The following is a 19,707-nucleotide window of genomic DNA, read 5'->3' as shown; positions in this document are numbered from 1 at the left end:
ACCATCACCCGCAGAGGAGAACCGCGCGACCGGCCGCGGCATTCCAGGCGGGGGTGTGAGGTCTTCCCGGATGTCTTCTCGCTGGTGGCAGGGCGGGCACCGGCGCCCCTAGGGCGCATCCGCCAAGCCTCTCGTCTCGAACTCCAGTACGACATGCTCCTCGGCGGGACGGTAGCCGAGCCGCTGGTAGAGGGCGTTGCTGGTGGGGTTGGCGAGGTCGGCGAAGAGCAGCACCTCGTGGGCACCGGCATCCCGTGCGGCACCCGAGACGGCGGCGGTCGCGGCCCCGGCGAAGCCGCGTCCGCGCAGCTCGGGCGGGGTGTAGACGGGGGCGACCCGGGCCGTACCGCAGAGCGTGGGGGTGATCCCGGCCATGGCGACGGGCCGACCGCCCGCCTCCCAGAGCATGCAGCGGCCGCCGGCGATGCGGTTGTCGACCGCACGGGCGTCGCGGGGCGGCGGGCCGCCGGTCTCGGCGGCGAAGGCGGTGGACCAGGCGAGCAGGAGATCCCGGTCGGCGGGCGTGGCGGGACGGGCCGCACCGGGCGGTGCGGGGTCCGGCGGTGTCAGCTCGCCCAGCCGGTAGCGGCGGTGGCGCTTGGCGAGGCGCACCGTGCCTCCTCGCCGCTCCTGCCAGGCCGCGGCGAAGGCCTCGGCCGCCGCCCGGGCGCCGTTCACCCCCGGGATGCCGCCCGGGTCCTGCGCCAGCGCCCGCGCCAGCTCGGCCGCGGCACCCTCCGGCATCGGCGAGAGCAGCACCGTACGCGGCGGGGTCCAGACGAACGCGGCGCCGACCGCGCCCCCGCCGCGCCGCCACCATCCGAACGACGGTGCGTCGTCCCCGTACCTGTCCCGGCCCAACTCCCGCAGGGCGGACACCACCGACAGCAGCACGGTGTGCTCGGCCGGCCGCCCGCGCAGGAACTCGCCCGCGGCGGCCTCGTATGCGCCCGGGTCCCGGGTCGTCGTCCATGCCATGTCTCACCCTCCCGCAGGTCCGCGGGCGGACGCAGCCGGTTTCCGGGCCGGCTCCGGTGGCGCTCAGGCGCCCTCGACGGCCGTGGGCGGGGCCGGGAGTCCGGGGCGGCGGGGCAGCAGGACGGTGCGGAGCAGGATTCGGGGAGCGACGAGCCGGGTGGGCGGGGCGGTGAGGCAGAAGACGTCCCGGAAGGCGTCGCCGACGACGCGGTCGACGGCGGCGCGGGCGAACAGCCGGTCGAGGTACCACGTGCTCAGCCGCTCGCCGAGGCCCGCCGCGGCGTCCTGGCCGTCGGCGTAGGGGCGGTCCGCACCGACCGCGGCGAGCCAGGCGGGCTCCACGGCGCGGGCCGCCGCCCGCTGCGCCTCGGCGGTGGCACCGGGGCGCAGGCCGCCACCGCCGGCGAGCGTGTCGCGCACCGCCAGCGCGCCCAGTGCGGCGACCGACATGCCCTGCCCGTATACGGGGTTGAAGGTGCAGGCGGCGTCCCCCAGGACGAGGAACCCCTCGGGCAGGGCACCGGGGCGCTCGAAGTGCCGGCGCCGGTTACAGGTGTCGCGGAAGCCGTGCACCGGCGACAGCGGCTCGGCCTGTGCGAGCAGTTCGTGGATGTACGGGTCGCCGATCGTGGCGCTGAACGCGGTGAACTCGGCCTCGTCCGTGGGCGGATGGTGCCCGCGCACCCCCGACAGCGTCAGCAGCCAGTTGCCGTCCTCGACCGGGATGTACGCGGCGCCGCGGGGACACTCCGGCCAGCCGGGGACGTTGACCCCCGCGTCGGGGGCGGTGTCCGGGTCCTTGGGCCGGTACATCCGGGTGGCGTAGGCGAGTCCCGCGTCCACGGTCTCCTCGTGCGGCGAGGTCCGGCCCAGCGCGGCGTACCACTGGGGCGCGCGGGAGGCCCGGCCCGAGGCGTCCACGACGAGCGCGGCCGGCAGCGTCCGTTCGGTGGGCTCGCCCGGCCCGGCGTCCCGTGACCGGACGCGCACCCCGCTGACCCGCCCGGCGTCCCCGATCAGCCCGATCGCCTCGGTCGCCTCCAGGACCTCCACCCGGGTGGTCGAGCCGGCGACCGCCCGCAACGCCCGCTCGCGTACGACCGCGTCCAACACCGGCCGGGTGATGCTCAGCATGCGATGGCGGCGCTCGTCGAAGCGGCGCTGCCAACCGGTGGGCGTGCGGGTGAGGATGTCGCGCGGCAGATACAGACTGCGCGCCCCGGCCTCGGTGAGCGCGGCGACCGTGCCGGGCAGCAGCTCCTCCAGCGCCCGCTGACCGCCGCTGAGGAGAATGTGCAGATGGCGGGCCTGCGGGACGCCCTTGCGGAAGGCATGGCCTTGCGGGTAGCGGTCGCGTTCGACGACCGTGATCGCCTCGACGTGTCCCGCCAGGGCGGTGACGGCCAGCATTCCGGCCAGCCCGCCCCCGATCACGATCGCGGTGCGCCCGCCATTGGAGTGCTCTGCCATCCCCACCTCGCTCCCCTGCCGGGCCCGCCCGGCCACCGATCCGCACGACTTCTTGCGATTCCTTTCCTCCCTCGTGCCACCCCAGTCCCTGACATCCCGATTTGCGGCGCCCCTGCGTCTAGACTCCCCGGCAGTGGACGCACCCGGTCCGCAAACGGTCTCACCAGCAAGGGATTCGCCTCAGCAGCAAGAGATTCAGGGACGCTTGTGACATTCCAGCAGGATTCTGAGCCGTATGACGCATACGACGTACTCGTCTTCGGTGGGACGGGCGTGGACACCGTCGTGCCGGTCGGCGCGCTGCCCGTGCCGCTCGCCGATTCCCACCCGGTGGCGCCCATTCGCGAGTGGGCGGGACACACCGGCACCGGCGTCGCGCTGGGCTGCGCGGCGCTCGGGTTGGCCACCGGGCTCCTGGACTTCATCGGCGACGACCATCCCGGCGGCCTGGTCCGTGAGCGGCTGGCCGGCACCGGCGTCGACTTCCGTCCACTGATCTCCCCGCACGGCACCCGGCGCGCGGTCAACCTCGTCTCCCCCGACGGCCGCCGGATGTCCTTCCACGACGCCCGCGACCCGCGCGAGCTGCGGATGCCGGCCGAGCACTACCTCCCCGCGCTGCGCCGGGCCCGGCACGTCCATCTGTCGATCACGCACTTCGCGCGCTTCGTCTACGACGACATCGAAGCGCTCGGCCTCCCCGTCTCCACCGATCTGCACGACTGGGACGGTCTGACGGAACATCACCGGGAGTTCGCGCTCCGCTCGGATCTGGTGTTCCTCAGCACGGCCGGGGCGGGCGAACGGATCGGGTCCGTCATGCGCGACATCCTGCGCCAGGGGCGTGCCGAGGCGGTGATCGCGACGGCCGGCGCGGGCGGCGCGTACCTCCTCACGCCCGACGACCGCACCCCGCGGCTCGTGCCGGCCGTGGTCCCGCCCGGCCCCGTCGTGGACAGCAACGGCGCCGGCGACGCCTTCACCTGCGGTTTCCTCTACGGCCGGCTGGCGGGCCGGCCGCTGGAGGAGTGCGCACGGCTGGGCGCCGTCGCGGGAGCGCATGCGTGCACCGCGCCGGGGACGCACACCGCCCTCGTCGGACCGGACGATCTGCGCGGCGTGGTCGCGGACACCCGGGTGGTCGCCCCGACCCTGACGGCACGTGTGGTGGAGCCGCCGCCCGGGCTCCCGGAACCGCCGGAGGCCCAGGTCTCCCCGGCGGGGGCGTAGGCCCGCCAGGCGTCGATGGCGGCCTTCCGCCCCCGCCGGTGTCCGGTGTTCAGCCCTTGCGGCCCACCGCGCCGTAGAAAATGGTGTTGTTGAGCTCCTCGGCACCGGGCACCGCGCCGTCCGGCCGCCACAGCGGCACCCGTACGACGCCCGGCGACAGCAGTGCGAACGGTCCGAAGAGCCGCTCGACGCCGGCCTTCGACCGCAGGTTGAGGGTGGCGGTGGCGCTCTTGTAGACGTCCTGTACGCCGGCCCGCGCCACCTCGTCCGTACGGCCGCCCTCGTACGCCTCGTAGGGCTCGTCGGTGGCGTGCGACAGGACGAGATGGCTGCCCGCGGGGAGCGCCTCGGCGAGGGTGGCGATGATGCCGGCCGGGTCCTCGTCGTCGCGGACGAAGTGCAGCACGGCGACCAGCAGCAGCGCCACCGGCCGGTCGAAGTCGATCAGTTCGCGGACGGTGGGGTGCGCCAGGATCGCCTCGGGGTCGCGAACGTCGCCGAGCACGAAGCCGGTGTGCGCGGTGTTGGTCAGCCGGGCCCCGGCGTGGGTGGCGACGATCGGGTCGTTGTCGGCGTACACGACGCGGGTCTCGGGGGCGATCTCGCGGGCCACCTCATGGGTGTTGGGCGAGGTGGGGATGCCGGTGCCGATGTCGATGATCTGGCGGATGCCGCCGGCGACCAGTTCGCGCACCGCCCGGCGCAGGAACGCGCGGTTGGCTCGGGCGCTGAGCCGCACCTGGGGGTGGACCTCGATGACCCGCTCGGCGGCCACCCGGTCGACCTCGTAGTTGTCCCAGCCGCCGAGGTAGTAGTCGTACATCCGCGCCGGGTGCGGCCGGCTGGTGTCGATCTCCTCGGCCGCGAAGCCGGAGTGCGCCGGCCCCGGGGCGTACGGTCCGATCCGCGGGACCTCCGGGTCCGGGGCCGCCGGGGAGGTGTTCTGCTCGCTCACGCCGACCTCCGCTCGGTGCACCGGCCCGGTGCGGCGGAGAGCAGGAAGTCGGCGTGGCCGGCCTTCGCGCCCTCGATGAAACTCACCATTTCACGGTGGGTGTAGATGAGTGCCGGGCCGTCCGGGTCGGTGGACTGGCGCAGCGCGATGCGGCCGTCCCCCAGCCGCATCGCCTCGACGCACTCGCCGCCGTTCCCGCCGCTCCATGGTTTGTGCCAGCCCTCTGTGCCCAGCTCTTTGGCGGGCATGCCGTTGTAGATGCGTATGCGATCCATGGGGGGTTCAGATCTCCTTGCGAAAGCCACCCAGAATGGCCTCGGTGGTGTGTGCCGGCGCGGCCTGCGCGCACATCCGGTCCAGGGCCTCCAGGAACTGCGAGACGTCGTTGCGCTGGTCGAAGTACACGGCTCCGACGAGGCTTTCCGCGTATGCGATGTCCGGGAGTTCCGGGATCGGGAAGCGGAAGATGTGAAAGGGCCCGTACATCGCGGGGTGCGCGCCCGCGGCGAAGGGCATGAGCTGCAGCCGCACGTTCGGCAGCGCGGTGGCCTCCATGAGCCGGGTGATCTGGTCGCGCATCACCTTGGGCCCGCCGATCGGCCGCCGCAGGACGGTCTCGTCCATGACCACCCACAGCATCGGCGCGTTCTCGCGGGTCAGCAGGGACTGCCGTTCCATGCGCAGCGCGACGATGCGGTCGATGTCGGCCGCGGAGGCGTGCGGCATACCGGCGCGCAGGACGGCGGTGGCGTAGTCCTCGGTCTGCAGCAACCCGGGGACGTAGTGCGGCTGGTAGGCGCGGATGAGGTTGGCCTCGCCCTCCAGGCTGACGAACGCGCTGAACCACTCGGGCAGTACATCGCGGAAGCGGTGCCACCAGCCTGGTTTGTTGGCCTCGCGGGCCAGCGAGAGGAAGCCCTCGATCTCGTCGCCGTCGGTGACGCCGTAGGTCGCCAGCAGCTTCTCGACGTAGGGGAGTTTGAGGCCGACTTCGGCCTTCTCCATGCGCCTTATCGTGGCGTGGGTCACATCGAGCGCCGCGGCGGCCTGCTCGAAGGAGAGTCCCGCCTTTTCGCGCAGGTCCTGCAGCCGCTTGCCGAGTACCACCCGCAGGACGGTCGGTGCGCCTGCCGACCGTGGGTCCGCCACGTCCGATCGCCTCCAACTGATGTCAGTGATCAGCAGTGTGTCATGCCGTCACTATTAACGAACAGACTGCACTTACGATTCTGCAAATTACAGAGTGATCCTTGCCATCGGTGACCAACATCGCACATAGTTACGACGTGGCTTCCTCCAACAACGCTTCTTCGTTAGGGCGCTGTGGCGGCTTCGTCGCCCAGTACCCGCAGGACGCGTTCCACTTGCCGGCGCGACGCACCTCCGTTCCCGAGGCGCGCAGACGCGTCAGTGTGCTGCTGTGCGAGTGGGGCGCGGATCAACAAGTCCGCGACGACGTGGAGTTGGTGGTCTCCGAGCTGTTCACCAACGCGGTACGGCACACCGACAGCGAGAAGGTCGGCTGCGAGCTGTCCCTCGTCGGGACGCACATACGCATAGAGATCACGGACCAGGGCGGGCCGGGGCTTTCGGCGCCGCACGTCCAGCCCGGCAGCGTGGACAAGGAGTGCGGACGGGGCCTGTTCCTCGTCGGGGCCCTGTCCGACGGCTGGGGATCGCGGCCCGCCGACAGCGGTCAGGGCCGGGTCGTCTGGGCGGACCTGCCGTACAAGGGCACCGCGGCACACAACTGAGGCCCCGTTCCGCGTCTGCGGGAGCGGGGCCTCGGTCATGCCGCGGGCCCGCCGTCGGGCCGCGGCCGCACTACAGCGGAAGCAGGTCCGGCCGCTTGGGCTCGACATGGTCGCCGGAGGACTCGCCGCGCAGCCGGCGGCCGATCCACGGCACGAGGTGCTCCCGCGCCCAGTGGACGTTGTCCCGCCGCGCCTCGGCGGCCGATCGCTCCGCCTCCGGAGGCCACGGCTGGTCCGGGTCGGCCGGCACCCGCAGACCGAGCACCTGGGCCGCGCGCAGCGCCACCCGGGTGTGGCCGTCGGCCGACAGATGCAGCCGGTCCTCGCTCCAGGCCCGCCGGTCCTGCACCGACTTCAGCGACCACAGGTCCAGCACCGGGCAGTCGTGCCGGTCCGCGATGGCCCTGACGTGCGCCGTATACGTCGCGATCTTGCCGCGCAGATGCTTGAGCACCGGGACACCGCGGGTGTCGAAGCCGGTGCAGAGCAGGACCGTGCCGACGGCCTGCCGCAGATCGACGACCGCCGCCTCGTAGCGCTCGGCGACCGCGTCCGGATCCGAGCCGGGCCGCAGGATGTCGTTGCCGCCGGCACAGAACGTCACCAGCGCCGGGGCGAGCTCCTTCGCCCGCGGCACCTGCTCCTCGACGATCTGGTCCAGCAGCCGCCCCCTGACGGCGAGATTCGCATAGCGGAAATCCCCCTCCGCCCGCTTGTCCGAGAGCAGGACCGCGAGGCGGTCCGCCCAACCGATGTACACCCCGTCAGGGCCGGGATCCCCGACCCCCTCTGTGAAGCTGTCCCCGACGGCTGCGTACGACCCGATGGCGCCGTGGGCGCCGGTGATGAGGTCTTTCGACTCATCTGCAGCGCTCCAGGCGCCGCTGCTGATGTTCTTCGAATCGTCTGCCACGTCAGGACATACTTCACCTTCAGAAGTGACCTACGCCACCGTAACCAGGGGTTGACGGGAGGTGATTAATGCCACCAGGTCAAATTCTTCTCAAGTTGGAATAATGATCGATCACTCGCCGCCCCGAGCGCCGTCTCGCGCTTCCACACACCACCATCGCGGCTTGATTGACCATTGCACCAGTGTCGTATCGTCGGTTGTGCCCGCGCCGTCGACAAGCAGCGTCGCCGGCCGACATCAAGGAGCGCCCGTGACGCAGACGCCGCAGGTCCCCCAGGCACAGCCCGAGCTCGCGGAGGTCCGCAACTTCCGCGATGTGGGCGGGCTGCCGACCGTGGACGGGCGTCGCGTACGGGAGGGCAGGCTGTTCCGCAGCGGGCACCTCGCCCACGCCACGGAACAGGACGCGGCGTTTCTGGCCGGCCTCGGGCTGCACACCGTCTTCGATTTCCGCAATGCCTCGGACATCAAGCTGGAGGGCCCCGATGTCGCGCTGCCCGGCGTGCGCAATGTGAACATCCCGCTCACCGACCCGGCCGACGGCGCGGAGTTCTGGACGATGGTGCGCGACGGTGAGCTGGGGCAGCTGCGCACCCTGCTCGGCGACGGCAAGGCCGCGGCCCGTATGACGGCGACCTACCGCCACATCATCACCACCCGCACGGAAGACCACAGCCGGGTGCTGCATGCGCTCGCCGAGGACAGCGTCCCGGCGCTGATGCACTGCGCGGCCGGCAAGGACCGCGCCGGACTGTCCGTCGCGGTGACCCTGCTGGCGGTCGGCGTGGAGCGGGACGCCATCGAGGAGGACTACCTCAAGTCCAACGAGCCGCACCGCCGCTACAAGATCCGCCGCTCGGACAACTCCGCGGTCGGGATGTCCCCGGAGGTACTGGAGCTGCTCTCGCCGCTGTTCGGGGCGCACGCCGACTACCTCACGGCCGCCTACGCCGCGATCGAGGAGACCTGGGGCTCCACGGAGAGCTACCTCTCCGACGGCCTGAAGCTGGCACCCGCCACCCGCGAGCGGCTGCGCGACCGGCTGCTGGAGGGCTGACCCGCCGCGGACGGCCGTATGGCAGGCTCCGAGCCATGATCGACAACTACGAGTTCTCCAGCGATCCGGCTCGGCTGGACCCCGCCCTGGTGCACCACTGGCTGTCCACCGACACGTACTGGGCAGCGGGGCGCTCGCGGGAGAAGCAGGACCGGGCGATCGCCGATTCGCTGAACTTCGGGGCCTACGACACCGCGTCGGGTGCCCAGGTCGGCTATGCACGGGTGGTCACCGACCGGGTCACCTTCGCCTGGCTCTGCGACGTCTATGTCGCCCGCGAGGCACGCGGCAAGGGGATAGGCACCGCGCTGGTCGCCGCGGTCCGCGACCACCTGGCGCCCTACGACGTGCGGCGCATCCTGCTCGCGACGGCCGACGCCCACGACGTCTACGAGAAGGTGGGCTTCCGCCCACTGGCGGAGCCCGGCAAATGGATGGCCTACGGGCGCCAGTAGCACCGGCTCACGGCTCGGCGACCCAGCCCGCGACCAGCACCATTCCCGACGCCCGGTGCACGGCGAGGAAGCCGAAGGGCCGGTCGTAGCGGGCCGCGATCCACAGCGCCTGGTGGCGCGGGGGCGGCGGTGCGGCGCCCGCGGCGGCCGGCAGGACCGTGACGGCCGCCGCCCGGAAGCCCAGCGGGCCGAAGGTCGCGGTCGCCGTCTGGCGGGCGGCCGCCGTCGCGAGCGGGGTGTCGCTGATACCGGGGAAGTGCCCACGGGAGGTATCACAGGCGCTGGCGAGACCGAAGAGGTCCGCCCGCTTCAGCAGATCGTGGTCGGCGTCGACGGTGAACGCCGCGGTGGTGAGGTGGAATCGCGGGGCGGGGTCGTCGCTCTGCACCCTCGTCACCGTCAGCCCCGGCCCTACGCCGTCGCTCAGCGCCGTGCCGGAGACCGTCGGGTAGGTGCCCTCCAGTGCCGCGACACCATGGTCCAGCACCTCGGCACCCGGCGTCGTGGGCCCGCCGAGCAGCAGATGCACGTCCAGGCCGTTGTCGCCCTCGACCGTGACGTCGGTGAGCGGACCGGCCGGTGTGGCGTGCACCCGCACCTGGTCCACGTCGGGCCCGGAGCGGCTGAGCGAGGTCAGCTCCCGCCCCGCCCAGGGCCCTTGGCCCACCCGGTCCGGGAACGCCTGGAACGGCCGCGCCCAGGTGGTGCGCACCAGCAGCGCACTGGCCAGGAGCAGCAGCAGGTCGGGGGTGACCTGCACCGGCATCCGCTCGATCAGGCCGTCGGTGTGCCGGCGGGCCCAGTCGTCCAGCGCCGCCTGGTCCGCCTCCGGGTCCTCGGCCAGCTCGCCGTGCACGCCGGGCGGCAGACCGCCCAGCCACGCGGGGCGCAGCGCCAGGGTGCGGCGGGCCCACAGGCCCACCGCCGCGTCGACGCCGTCCGCGGCGTCCAGCGCGGCGAGCAGTGCGGCGCCCTCGCGGACCGCCTGCTCCGGATCGGTGCCGAGCGCCTCGGCCAGCTCCGCACGCGCCGGGCCGGCCGCCGGGCCGGCGAGCAGGGCCAGCAGCGGCCAGACGCCGGCCGCGGTCAGCACCGTGCCCTGCTCCCCCACCGTCTCCCGCGCCCAGCGCGCCGTCATCGTGTTGACCGACCGCACCGTCGTCCCGGCGACCATCGCACCCCCACGAGCGTCGTCAGCGGTGGGCGACCGCCTGTTTGACCAGCGTCCGCCCGAAGTCCCACAGCAGGCCGCCGCCGCCATGGGCGTCGTCCATGACGGCCGTGAACGCCTCGACGAAACGGTCCACTTCCGGCTCGCCGATGATCAGCGGCGGGATCAGCTTAATGACCTCCAGATGGTCGCCGGAGACCTGGGTCAGGATGCGGTGCCGCTGCAACAGCGGGACCACCACCATCTGCGCGAACAGGCCCTTGCGGGCCGCCTGCAGCATCGTCCAGCGGCTCCGCAGGCCCAGCGAGCTGGGGCGGCCGAACTCGATGCCGATCATCAGGCCGCGGCCGCGTACGTCGTGCAGCAGCTCGTACCTGCCGACCAGTGCGGCGAGCCGGGAGCGCAGCAGCTCGCCGGTGTGCCGGGCGTGGGCGACGAGCTGCTCGTCCTCCAGCACCGTGAGCACCGCCAGGCCCGCCGCCATCGCCTGGGCGTTGGCGCCGAAGCTGGCGGAGTGCACCAGCACCCGGTCCATGGACGAGTAGACCTTCTTGAAGATCCAGTCCTTGCCGAGGGTCGCGCCGACGGGGACATAGCCGCCCGAGAGCGCCTTGGCCACGCACACCAGGTCCGGTTCGACGCCGTCCTCGTGCTGGTAGGCGAAGAAGTCGCCGGTGCGGCCGAGGCCGGTCTGCACCTCGTCGGCGATCAGCAGCGCCTTGTGCCGGTGCAGCAGCTCCTGTGCGGCCCGCAGGAAGCCGGGCGGGGTGGGGTGGACGCCCTTGCCCTGGATGGGCTCGACGACGAATCCGGCCACGTCACCGCGCTTGAGCTCGCGTTCCAGCGCGGCCAGATCGCCCATCTCGACGGCCGTGTCCGGCAGCAGCGGGGCGAAGCCGTCGCGGAAGCCGTCCTCGCCGTTGACGGAGAGCGCGCCGGTGGTCAGGCCGTGGAAGGCGTGGGTGCAGTACAGGACGCGCGGTCTGCCGGTGGCGTAGCGGGCGAACTTCAGGGCGGTCTCGACGGCTTCGGTGCCGCTGTTGCCGAAGAAGACCCGGTCCAGGTGGGGCGCGTGGGCCAGCAGCTTCTCGGCGAGCAGTCCGGGCAGCGGTGCGCAGTCGAAGCGGGTGAGGTCGGGGAGCTCGGCGTCCAGGACGTCGTGCAGCGCCTGCCGGACGACGGGATGGTGCCGGCCCAGGCCCATCACCCCGAAACCCGCCAGCATGTCCAGGTAGTCCTGGCCGTCGGCGTCCCAGAAGTACGCGCCCTCGGCCCGCTCGTAGACCTTGTCGAAGCCGATGGTGCGCAGCATCCGCGGGAGCTGGTGGTTGAGGTGGCGGGTGTGCAGGTCGTAGCGCTCGGCGCCGCGCTCGGCGAGCAGCCGGGTCAGATCGAATCCGGTCACGGGGTGCCCTCCTTACGGGCCAGCGCGGCGCTGATCCGGCCGGCGATCTCGGCCGGGGTGAGGCCGAGGTCGGCCAGCAGCTCCCCGCGCCGGGCGTGCGGCAGGAACTGCTCGGGCAGGCCGAAGGTGCGCAGCGGCACATCGACGTCGGCGTCCCGCAGGGCCTGGCCGACGGCCCAGCCGACCCCGCCGTTGCGGCTGTTGTCCTCGACGACCGCCACCATCGCGTGCCGTGCGGCGAGCCGGGGGACGGCGTCGTCGACGGGCTTGACCCAGCGCGGGTCGACGACGGTCGCGTCCACCCCGCGTGCGGCGAGCAGTTCGGCCACCCGCAGACAGACCGGGGCCATCACTCCGACCGCGACCAGCAGTACGTCCGGATGCGGTGTGCGGTACAGCACGTCGACGCCGTCGACCCGGTCCACGGCCGGGATCGGGTCGTCCACCGACTCCTTGGGGAAGCGGATGACGGTCGGTGCGTCGTCCACCTCCAGCGCTTCGCGCAGCTGGGCGCGGAGCTGGTCGGCGTCGCGCGGCGCGGCGATCCGCAGCCCCGGTACGACGCCCAGCACCGACAGGTCCCACATGCCGTTGTGCGAGGCGCCGTCGGTGCCGGTGACACCGGCCCGGTCCAGGACGAAGGTGACCCCGCACTTGTGCAGGGCGACGTCCATCAGCACCTGGTCGAAGGCGCGGTTGAGGAAGGTGGCGTACACCGCGACGACGGGATGCAGCCCGCCGGTGGCCAGCCCGGCGGCCGAGACCGCGGCGTGCTGTTCGGCGATCCCCACGTCCCAGACCCGGTCCGGGAACGCCTCGGCGAACTTCCCGAGCCCGACCGGCTGCAGCATCGCCGCCGTGATGGCCACGACGTCCTCGCGCTCGGCGCCGATGCGGACCATCTCGTCGGCGAACACGGACGTCCAGGAGGGCGCACCGGGCGGGGCGACCGGCGCGCAGGTCAGCGGGTCCATCATGCCGACGGTGTGGAAGTGGTCCGCCTCGTCCTCCAGGGCCGGCTGGTAGCCGCGGCCCTTCTCGGTGCGGCAGTGCACCAGCACCGGCCCGTGGAAGCCGGCCGCGCGGCGCAGCGCGGACTCGACGGCCGCGATGTCGTGGCCGTCGATCGGTCCGATGTACTTCAGGCCCAGGTCCTCGAACATGCCCTGGGGTGCGAAGGCGTCCTTGAAGCCCTTCTTGGCACCGTGCAGGGACCCGTAGAGCGGCTGCCCGACGACCGGGGTGCGCTGGAGGACGTCCTTCCCCCAGGCCAGGACCTTCTCGTAACCGTCGGTGGTGCGCAGCGCGGCCAGATGGTCGGCCAGGCCGCCGATGGTCGGCGCGTAGGACCGCTCGTTGTCGTTGACGACGATGATCAGCGGGCGGTCCTTGGCGGCGGCGATGTTGTTGAGCGCCTCCCAGGCCATGCCGCCGGTCAGCGCGCCGTCACCGATGACGGCGACCACGTGGTCGTCCCTGCCGCGCACCTGGTTGGCCTTGGCCAGGCCGTCGGCCCAGCCCAGGACGGTGGAGGCGTGGGAGTTCTCGATCACGTCGTGCGCGGACTCCGCCCGCGAGGGGTAGCCGGAGAGCCCGCCCTTGGCGCGCAGCTTGGAGAAGTCCTGACGACCCGTCAGCAGCTTGTGGACGTAGGACTGGTGGCCGGTGTCCCACAGGATGCGGTCGGCGGGCGAGTCGAAGACCCGGTGCAGGGCGATGGTCAGCTCGACGACCCCCAGGTTGGGGCCCAGATGGCCGCCGCTGCGGGCGACGGCGTGCACGAGGAAGTGCCGGATCTCCTCGGCGAGTTCGGGCAGGCGCCCCTCGGGGAGCGCCTTGAGGTCACGCGGTTCCCGGATGTGTTCCAGCATCGTCACAGGGGTCCCCCTCTGCTCGTTCGGCCGGCTGGTGGCGGGGAGCCCCCAGGGCGTGGGCTCCCCGCTCATGGGGTCAACCGCGGTTCCCCGCGACGGTCTCCTTGGCCGCCCGGAGGGATTCCTTGAGGGAGCCCATGGTGGCCAGGACGGCCGTCGGTTCGTAGCCGCAGTGCGCCATGCAGTTGGCGCAGCGGGGGTCCTTGCCGCGGCCGTACTTGTCCCAGTCGGTCTCCTCGATGAGCTCCCGGTACGTCGGGACGTAGCCGTCGCTCATCAGGTAGCACGGGCGCTGCCAGCCGAACAGCGAGTAGTTGGGGATCGCCCAGGCCGTGCACGGGAAGTCCGCCTTGCCCTCCAGGAAGTCCAGGAAGAGCGGGCTGTGGTTGAGCCGCCAGCGGCGCCGGTTGCCGCCGGCGAAGGCCTTCTTGAACAGCTCCCGGGTCTGCTCGACGCCCAGGAAGTGCTCCTGGTCGGGGGCCTTTTCATAGGCGTAGGCGGGCGACAGCATCATTTCGTCGACCTGCAGGTCGTCGTTGAGGAAGTTGAGGACCTCGATGATGGTCTGCGGGGTGTCGGTGTTGAAGAAGGTGGAATTGGTGGTGACCCGGAAGCCGCGCCGCTTGGCCTCCTTGATCGCCGCCACCGCCTCGTCGAATACGCCTTCCTTCGCCACGGATTCGTCGTGCCGCTCACGCATTCCGTCGATGTGCACCGCGAACGCGAAATAGGGCGAGGGGGTGAACTCGTCCATCTTCTTGCGCAGCAGCATCGCGTTGGTGCACAGGAAGACATACTTCCGGCGGGCCACCAACTGCCGCACGATCTCGTCGATCTGCGGGTGCATCAGCGGCTCGCCACCGGCGATGGAGACCATCGGGGCACCGGACTCCAGTACCGCGCCGACCGCCTGTGCCACCGGCATCCGCTGTTTGAGCACCCCCGCGGGGTGCTGGATCTTCCCGCAGCCCTCGCATTTGAGGTTGCACGCGAAGAGCGGTTCGAGCTCGACGATGAGCGGGAACTTCTCGCGACGGCGAATCATCTTCTGTTCAAAGAGATAGGTCCCGACCCTGATGGACTGTCGGAGCGGCATGGCCATCTGGCTCACCTCCAGGGGAGCAGCAAAGAACGGTGCCATTCATAGAAGACAGGAAGTACCGAGCGCAGCACCCGGAAGGCTGATATTCCACCGCCCACGGTGCCGATGCGTACGAGTTCATGTTCTGGAGCGTCCACGACCACCCGGACGGCCGCAACCGGGCGGCCGCCGGCTCGCTGCGCCGCGCGGAGCGTGGCGGCGGACTCCATGTCCACCGCGAGCGCCCCGGAGGCGTGCAGCGCGGCCCGCTCCGCGCCGCGCACGACGTGGTCGGAGCCGCACAGCAGTCCGCTGTGCACGGTCAGGCCGCGCTGCCGCAGCGCGCGCAGCAGCGGGCCGTTGTCGCGGCAGGGCAGGTCCGGCGCGCCGGGCCGGTGGTCGCGGGTGGCCTCGGCGACGACCACGTCCCCGGGGCGCATCCCGGGGGCGAGGCCGGCGCAGAAGCCGCTGGCGACGACGGGGGAACGCGCTGTCGCCCGGTCCTCACCCAGCGCTTTGACGACGGCGCGTTCGGCCGCCTGGGGGCCCATGCCCGTACGGAGCACGACCAGCCGCGGCGGTGCCTCCCCCGCCGGCCGGCCGGCTCCCCCGCGCAGCGCGAACCTCTCGATGCCGAGCGCACAGGCGACCAGCAGCGGCGGGTCCGCGTCCGCGGGGGGCCGTCTCGGCATCAGGCCTCCACCGCGGCGGCGGCCGGTCCCCCGTGGAGATAGCGGCCCAGGGCCGTCAGTGGGAAGACCTGGCGGTAGAGGTGGTAGTTGATGGAGAAGTCCCAGGGGAAGCCGGTGCCGGTGAAGTACGGCTCGTCCCAGGAGCCGTCCTCGCGCTGGGTCCCGGTCAGCCAGCGCACCCCGCGCCGTACCGCCTCGCTCTCCCGTTCGCCGGCCGCGAGCAGCGCCATCAGCGCCCAGGCGGTCTGCGAGGCGGTCGAGGCGCCGCGCCCGGCCCACCGCTCCTTGTCCTGATAGGACCGCTGGTCCTCGCCCCAGCCTCCGTCGTCGTTCTGCACCCGCTCCAGCCAGCGCACGGCGCGGCGGACCGCCGGGTGCGCGGCGGGGATGCCGGCCGCGGCGAGCGCGGGGAGCACCGAGCCGGTGCCGTAGACGTAGTTGGTGCCCCAGCGGCCGAACCAGGCACCGCTGGGCTCCTGCTCGGCCAGCAGCCAGGCGATCCCGCGGCGGGTGCGCGGGTCGTGCGTACGGCCGACGTCGGCGAGCATCTCCACGACATGGGCGGTGACATCGGCCGACGGCGGGTCGATGACCTCGCCGAAGTCGCAGAACGGCAGACGGTCGGGCAGCGGGCTGGTGTTGTCGACGTCGAACGCGCCCCAGCCCCCGTTCCTGGACTGCATACCGAGGTTCCACCGGACCGCGCGGCGCACCGCGGCCTCGACCCGCTGCGGGTCGGGGTGGTCGACACGGCGGAGCGCGAGCACCACCTCGGCGGTGTCGTCGATGTCCGGGTAGTTGTCGTTGTCGAACTCGAACGCCCAGCCACCGGAGGGGAGTTGGGGCCGCCGCACGCTCCAGTCGCCGGGCCGGTCGAGCTGCTCGGCGAGCATCCAGTCGGCGGCCTTGACCAACTGCGGGTGGTCGGCGGGCAGTCCGGCGTCGGCCAGTGCGATGGCGGCCAGGCAGGTGTCCCAGACCGGGGACTGGCAGGCCTCGATCATCCGGGCGCCGTCCTCGCGCCAGACCGCGAACCGGTCCAGCGACGCAAGGCCGGTGCGCAGCACGGGGTGGTCGAGGTCGTAGCCGAGGAGGTGCAGGGCGATGATCGAGTAGACGGCCGGGGGCTGGATGCCGCCCCAGCAGCCGTCGTTCTCCTGCCGTTCGATGATCCAGCGGGCGGCGGAGCGCATCGCGGCGCCGCGCAGCTTGCGCAGGGCGACCCTGTGGTAGAGGTGCAGCGCCTTGTCGAGGCGCTGGAAGACGCCGTCCCAGCTGGTGGCGCGGGCGAGCGGCCGGGGCGGGTTCGGGTTGTCGGGATCGGTGTGCAGCTCGTCGAGGGCGAACGGCGCCGGGCGGACCGGGCGCTTGGCCGAGACGATGGTCAGCGGCACGATGGTCTGCCGCGCCCAGCACCCGAAGTCATAGATGTTGAGCGGGAACCACTTGGGGAAGTAGAGGAGTTCCGGCGGGAGTTCGGGCAGGTCCTCCCACTTCCACCAGCCGAAGAGCGCCAGCCAGATACGGGTGAAGACCCGGGCGGCGGCGATACCTCCCTGTGCGCGGATCCAGGCCGAGGCCCTGACCATGTGGGGCGCGTCGGGCTCGTCCCCGGCGAGCCGGAGGGCGACATAGGCCTCGATGGTGGCGGAGAGCTCGCCGGGCCCGCCGTAGAACGTGGCCCATGTCCCGTCCTCGCACTGCTCACCGCGGATGAAGCGGGCCGCGGCCTCGGTGAGCTTCGGGTCCTGGATGCCCAGGAACTGGCGGAGCATCAGGTCCTCGGCGTCCATCGTGACGTTGGTCTGGAGGTCGCCCTTCCACCATCCGGCGGGGTCCTGGACGGACAGCAGGTAGTCGGTGGCGCGTGCGGTCGCGCGCCGGGCCGCCTCCGCCGTGTCCTGGAGTACGGCGGTATCCGTGCGGTGGGTCGATTCGGTTGTCTCAGCGGTGGTCTCGCTGGCCGAGGGGCCCCGGGGCGGCAGCGCCCCGGTGCTTCCGTCGGTCGTCGCTGTCATGGCTTCCCCTTCGGCAGTGAACTGTCAAAGCGTGCTCAGGGATTCCGTCGGCCGGCGCCCGGCTGGCACCGGCCGGCGACTGCGATCTATTCGGTGTCGAAGCGTGATCATCTCTCTCGTACAACGACGAAGTCGGCGAGTGCGACGAGCTGCGCGCGGACCTTTTCCGGCATCTCGATCTCGTCCAGCGCGGCGATCGCGGTGGCGTGCTGGCGGCGGGCCTCCTGGGAGGTCCACTCGCGGCCGCCGGCCTCCTCGATGAGGGCCGCGCGGGAGGCGAACTCCTCCTCGGTGAAGTCGGCGATCTCGGTCTCGCTCTTCTGGGCGTCGGCGGCCAGGATCTGGGCCAGCCGCTCGGAGGCCGGGCCGCCGGCGGCGAGCGCGGCGACGACCGGCAGCGACTTCTTGCGCTGGCGCAGATCGCTCCAGGGCCGCTTACCGGTGGCGTCCGGGTCGCCCCAGATGCCGAGCACGTCGTCGACGGCCTGGAAGGCGAGGCCGAGGTGGTAGCCGTACTTCTCCAGAGTGTCCGCGGTGCGGTCGTCGGCGCCGCCCAGGACCGCACCGATGGAGACGGCGCAGGCCAGCAGCGCGCCGGTCTTGTTGCCCTCCATCTCCAGGCACTCCTCGACGGTGACCCGCTCGCGGTGCTCGTAGGAGATGTCCTGCGCCTGGCCGTCGATCAGCTTGCGGGTGGCCAGGGTGAGCCGCCGGGTGGCGCGGCCGGCGTCGACCGTGCCGAGCTCCAGCAGTATTTCGTTGGCGAGGGCGAACAGCGCGTCGCCGACGAGGATGGCCTGGGCGGGGCCGTGCACCTTCCACACCGTGTCGCGGTGCCGGCGCTGCTCGTCGCCGTCCATGAGGTCGTCGTGCAGCAGCGAGAAGTTGTGCACCAGCTCGACGGCGACCGCGCCGGGGATGCCGACCTCGGGGGCCGCGCCGGCGGCCTCGGCCGACAGCAGGGCCAGCGCGGGCCGCACCGCCTTGCCGCTGTCCCCCGAGCTGGGGTTGCCCTCGGCGTCGATCCAGCCGAAGTGGTAGGCGGCGACGGTGTCCATGGGAGGAGCGAGCCGGTCCACGGCGGCACGCAGCACGGGAGTGGCGAGCGTCCGTCCGCGCTCCAGCAGCGCGGTGACGCTCTCGGTGTCGATAGCTGGGGAAGCCGGATTCACGGTTTCTCCTCTGTTTCCGATGCTCGTGCTCGTGGGAGCGCTGGTACTCGTGGTCATGCCGCCTCCTGAGGCAACTGGCCCTGGGGGAAGCCGAGTTCGGTGAGTGCTTCGCGGGCGGCGGCGGTGCCGCTGCGGACAGCGCTTTCCATGGTCGCGGGCCACCCGGTGGCGGTCCACGCGCCGGCCAGGAACAGGCCGGGGGCTTGGGTGCGGGCGGCGGGGCGGAGCCTGCCGACGCCCGGGGCGGGCGCGAAGGTCGCGGTGCGCTCGCGGGTGACGAAGAAGTCGCGGATCCTCGCGCCGCGGGCGGCGGGCAACAGCCGCTCCAGTTCGGGCAGGTAGCGGGCGCGGAGTTTGGCGACCGGCTGGTCGATCTCCTCCTGCGCGGCGGACTGTGAGAGGGCCAGGTACTGGCAGCCGGCCCCGTCGGGCTGCCCGGGCAGCCCGGAGGCCTCCGTACGGTCGAAGACCCACTGGACCGGGGAGCCGACCGCGGCGAAGAAGGGGCGGCGCAGCACCTTGCGGTCGTAGACCACATGGAGGTTGAGGATCGGGGCGGTGCCGATGTCCAGCAGGCGGTCCCTGCCGGCCAGCGCTCCGTCGGGCAGCAGGGCGTGGGTCTCGCGCTGCGGTACGGCGAGGACGACCGTGCCGGCGGTGAGCTGCTCGCTGCCGTGCGGGCCGTTGTCCACCGAGATCCGCCAGCCGTCGTCCGTGCGCGTCAGGGCCCCGGCGCGGGTGCGCAGGGCGATGCGCACCCCGGCCTTCTCCAGGGCCGTGCGGGCGAGGCCGTCGTGGACGTCGCCGAGCGGGACGCGGGACCAGCCGATGTCGGCGGCGCCCGGGGCGGACAGCAGCCCGGTCTTGAAGACCTTGGCGGCCAGGCCCATCGAGGCGTCGGCGGCGCGGGCGTTGAGGGTGGCGATGCCGACCAGGTCCCACAAGGCCTCGACGGCGCGCGGCGACTGGCCGTAGCGGCGCAGCCAGCTGCCGAAGTCGAGGCCGTCCAGCGCCGGGTCGGCGGGGTCGAGGGCCTTGAGCGCGAGGGTGGCGCGCACGACGCCGGCCCGCTCCACCGGGGACAGGTGCGGATAGCTCGCGAGGCTCTTGGCGAGGTGCAGCGGGACGGGCAGGGCGGTGCGGCGCAGCCGGCCGAGCCGCATCCGGTCGGCGTCCAGGACCGGTACGTCCATCCGGTCCTGCAGGGGCACCAGACGCGTGGCCCCGATCCGCTCCAGCAGCCCGCTGTAGGCGGTGCAGCAGCGCAGATAGACATGCTGGCCGTTGTCGACGCTCAGCTCGCCGGCGGCGCCGTCGCGGCGGAAGGAGAAGACCAGGCCGCCCAGGCGGGGCCGGCCCTCGACAAGGGTGACCCGCAGCCCCGCGTCGGCCAGCGCGAGCGCCGCGGTCGTGCCCGCGAGGCCGCCCCCGATGACGACCGCGGCGGTGGCGTGCGATGTCATGTGGCCTCCCCCCATACGT

Annotated in this window: 18 protein-coding genes; 4 read left to right on the top strand and 14 right to left on the bottom strand. The window is 72.4% G+C overall.

What is annotated here, in order from left to right:
* Nucleotides 1-108 precede the first annotated feature (108 nt).
* Nucleotides 109-978, bottom strand: coding sequence for a GNAT family N-acetyltransferase (locus tag WAB15_RS33730; RefSeq protein ID WP_407288557.1), 870 nt, complete (start codon nucleotides 976-978; stop codon nucleotides 109-111).
* A 63-nt stretch (nucleotides 979-1,041) separates the two neighbouring features.
* Entirely contained in the window at nucleotides 1,042-2,448 is a 1,407-nt protein-coding gene (locus tag WAB15_RS33725; RefSeq protein ID WP_407288556.1) for an NAD(P)/FAD-dependent oxidoreductase, read from the bottom strand.
* A 207-nt stretch (nucleotides 2,449-2,655) separates the two neighbouring features.
* Between WAB15_RS33725 and WAB15_RS33720 the strand changes: the two genes are divergently transcribed.
* Nucleotides 2,656-3,678, top strand: a complete 1,023-nt coding sequence (locus WAB15_RS33720; protein WP_399145097.1) for a carbohydrate kinase family protein — start codon at nucleotides 2,656-2,658, stop codon at nucleotides 3,676-3,678.
* A gap of 49 nt (nucleotides 3,679-3,727) precedes the next feature.
* Here the strand turns inward: WAB15_RS33720 and WAB15_RS33715 are convergent, their stop codons facing one another.
* The 3 genes from WAB15_RS33715 to WAB15_RS33705 are packed head-to-tail and all read right to left on the bottom strand — an operon-like array spanning nucleotide 3,728 to nucleotide 5,782.
* A complete protein-coding gene (locus tag WAB15_RS33715; RefSeq protein ID WP_407288555.1) occupies nucleotides 3,728-4,633 on the bottom strand; it encodes an SAM-dependent methyltransferase in 906 nt (301 codons plus the stop codon).
* The gene (locus WAB15_RS33710) at nucleotides 4,630-4,908 is read right to left on the bottom strand and encodes a DUF397 domain-containing protein (RefSeq protein WP_393500283.1); all 279 of its coding nucleotides are present in this window, start codon (nucleotides 4,906-4,908) and stop codon (nucleotides 4,630-4,632) included. The genes WAB15_RS33715 and WAB15_RS33710 overlap by 4 nt, the downstream gene beginning before the upstream one ends.
* A 7-nt stretch (nucleotides 4,909-4,915) precedes the next feature.
* Nucleotides 4,916-5,782 (bottom strand): helix-turn-helix domain-containing protein, encoded by an 867-nt coding sequence (locus WAB15_RS33705; protein WP_399145095.1) that lies wholly within the window; start codon nucleotides 5,780-5,782, stop codon nucleotides 4,916-4,918.
* 137 nt (nucleotides 5,783-5,919) lie between these two features.
* Between WAB15_RS33705 and WAB15_RS33700 the strand changes: the two genes are divergently transcribed.
* On the top strand, nucleotides 5,920-6,387 hold the full coding sequence (locus tag WAB15_RS33700) for an ATP-binding protein (protein ID WP_407288554.1): 468 nt from the start codon (nucleotides 5,920-5,922) through the stop codon (nucleotides 6,385-6,387).
* A gap of 70 nt (nucleotides 6,388-6,457) precedes the next feature.
* Here the strand turns inward: WAB15_RS33700 and WAB15_RS33695 are convergent, their stop codons facing one another.
* Nucleotides 6,458-7,234 (bottom strand): SGNH/GDSL hydrolase family protein, encoded by a 777-nt coding sequence (locus WAB15_RS33695; RefSeq protein ID WP_407289341.1) that lies wholly within the window; start codon nucleotides 7,232-7,234, stop codon nucleotides 6,458-6,460.
* Between the two features lie 316 nt (nucleotides 7,235-7,550).
* Here WAB15_RS33695 and WAB15_RS33690 point away from each other — a divergent pair, with 316 nt between their 5' ends.
* A complete protein-coding gene (locus WAB15_RS33690) occupies nucleotides 7,551-8,357 on the top strand; it encodes a tyrosine-protein phosphatase (RefSeq protein ID WP_407288553.1) in 807 nt (268 codons plus the stop codon).
* A gap of 35 nt (nucleotides 8,358-8,392) precedes the next feature.
* Nucleotides 8,393-8,812 (top strand): GNAT family N-acetyltransferase, encoded by a 420-nt coding sequence (locus tag WAB15_RS33685; RefSeq protein WP_399145092.1) that lies wholly within the window; start codon nucleotides 8,393-8,395, stop codon nucleotides 8,810-8,812.
* A 7-nt stretch (nucleotides 8,813-8,819) separates the two neighbouring features.
* On the opposite strand, the gene WAB15_RS33680 is transcribed toward WAB15_RS33685, so the two are convergent.
* The 8 genes from WAB15_RS33680 to hpnE all read right to left on the bottom strand — a co-directional run bounded on the left by WAB15_RS33680 (nucleotide 8,820) and on the right by hpnE (nucleotide 19,688).
* On the bottom strand, nucleotides 8,820-9,986 hold the full coding sequence (locus WAB15_RS33680; RefSeq protein ID WP_407288552.1) for a serpin family protein: 1,167 nt from the start codon (nucleotides 9,984-9,986) through the stop codon (nucleotides 8,820-8,822).
* A gap of 19 nt (nucleotides 9,987-10,005) precedes the next feature.
* Complete coding sequence (locus WAB15_RS33675; protein WP_407288551.1) at nucleotides 10,006-11,388, bottom strand: aspartate aminotransferase family protein; 1,383 nt, start codon at nucleotides 11,386-11,388, stop codon at nucleotides 10,006-10,008.
* Complete coding sequence (gene dxs, locus WAB15_RS33670) at nucleotides 11,385-13,265, bottom strand: 1-deoxy-D-xylulose-5-phosphate synthase (RefSeq protein ID WP_407288550.1); 1,881 nt, start codon at nucleotides 13,263-13,265, stop codon at nucleotides 11,385-11,387. Before dxs ends, WAB15_RS33675 begins: the two co-directional genes overlap by 4 nt.
* A gap of 73 nt (nucleotides 13,266-13,338) precedes the next feature.
* On the bottom strand, nucleotides 13,339-14,364 hold the full coding sequence (gene hpnH / locus WAB15_RS33665; RefSeq protein WP_399145086.1) for an adenosyl-hopene transferase HpnH: 1,026 nt from the start codon (nucleotides 14,362-14,364) through the stop codon (nucleotides 13,339-13,341).
* 5 nt (nucleotides 14,365-14,369) lie between these two features.
* Nucleotides 14,370-15,035: a 1-hydroxy-2-methyl-2-butenyl 4-diphosphate reductase gene (locus tag WAB15_RS33660; protein WP_407288549.1), complete on the bottom strand. Its 666-nt coding sequence runs from the start codon at nucleotides 15,033-15,035 to the stop codon at nucleotides 14,370-14,372.
* On the bottom strand, nucleotides 15,035-17,053 hold the full coding sequence (gene shc / locus WAB15_RS33655) for a squalene--hopene cyclase (protein WP_407288548.1): 2,019 nt from the start codon (nucleotides 17,051-17,053) through the stop codon (nucleotides 15,035-15,037). Before shc ends, WAB15_RS33660 begins: the two co-directional genes overlap by 1 nt.
* Before the next feature lie 107 nt (nucleotides 17,054-17,160).
* Nucleotides 17,161-18,225: a polyprenyl synthetase family protein gene (locus WAB15_RS33650; RefSeq protein WP_399145082.1), complete on the bottom strand. Its 1,065-nt coding sequence runs from the start codon at nucleotides 18,223-18,225 to the stop codon at nucleotides 17,161-17,163.
* 53 nt (nucleotides 18,226-18,278) lie between these two features.
* Complete coding sequence (hpnE, locus tag WAB15_RS33645) at nucleotides 18,279-19,688, bottom strand: hydroxysqualene dehydroxylase HpnE (protein WP_407288547.1); 1,410 nt, start codon at nucleotides 19,686-19,688, stop codon at nucleotides 18,279-18,281.
* Nucleotides 19,689-19,707 lie beyond the last annotated feature (19 nt).

Source organism: Streptomyces sirii, assembly GCF_045690365.1.
Classification (GTDB): domain Bacteria; phylum Actinomycetota; class Actinomycetes; order Streptomycetales; family Streptomycetaceae; genus Streptomyces; species Streptomyces sirii.
The sequence above is the reverse complement of the archived record's forward strand: the minus strand, read 5'-3'. Positions and strand labels throughout refer to the sequence as shown.

Excerpts from the sequence above, each read along its gene's own strand:
- WAB15_RS33685 (WP_399145092.1), top strand. The coding sequence starts at position 8,393 with ATGATCGACAACTACGAGTTCTCCAGCGATCCGGCTCGGCTGGACCCC.
- WAB15_RS33730 (WP_407288557.1), bottom strand. The coding sequence starts at position 978 with ATGGCATGGACGACGACCCGGGACCCGGGCGCATACGAGGCCGCCGCG.
- shc (WP_407288548.1), bottom strand. The coding sequence starts at position 17,053 with ATGACAGCGACGACCGACGGAAGCACCGGGGCGCTGCCGCCCCGGGGC.
- WAB15_RS33660 (WP_407288549.1), bottom strand. The coding sequence starts at position 15,035 with ATGCCGAGACGGCCCCCCGCGGACGCGGACCCGCCGCTGCTGGTCGCC.
- hpnH (WP_399145086.1), bottom strand. The coding sequence starts at position 14,364 with ATGGCCATGCCGCTCCGACAGTCCATCAGGGTCGGGACCTATCTCTTT.
- WAB15_RS33710 (WP_393500283.1), bottom strand. The coding sequence starts at position 4,908 with ATGGATCGCATACGCATCTACAACGGCATGCCCGCCAAAGAGCTGGGC.
- hpnE (WP_407288547.1), bottom strand. The coding sequence starts at position 19,688 with ATGACATCGCACGCCACCGCCGCGGTCGTCATCGGGGGCGGCCTCGCG.
- WAB15_RS33725 (WP_407288556.1), bottom strand. The coding sequence starts at position 2,448 with ATGGCAGAGCACTCCAATGGCGGGCGCACCGCGATCGTGATCGGGGGC.
- WAB15_RS33680 (WP_407288552.1), bottom strand. The coding sequence starts at position 9,986 with ATGGTCGCCGGGACGACGGTGCGGTCGGTCAACACGATGACGGCGCGC.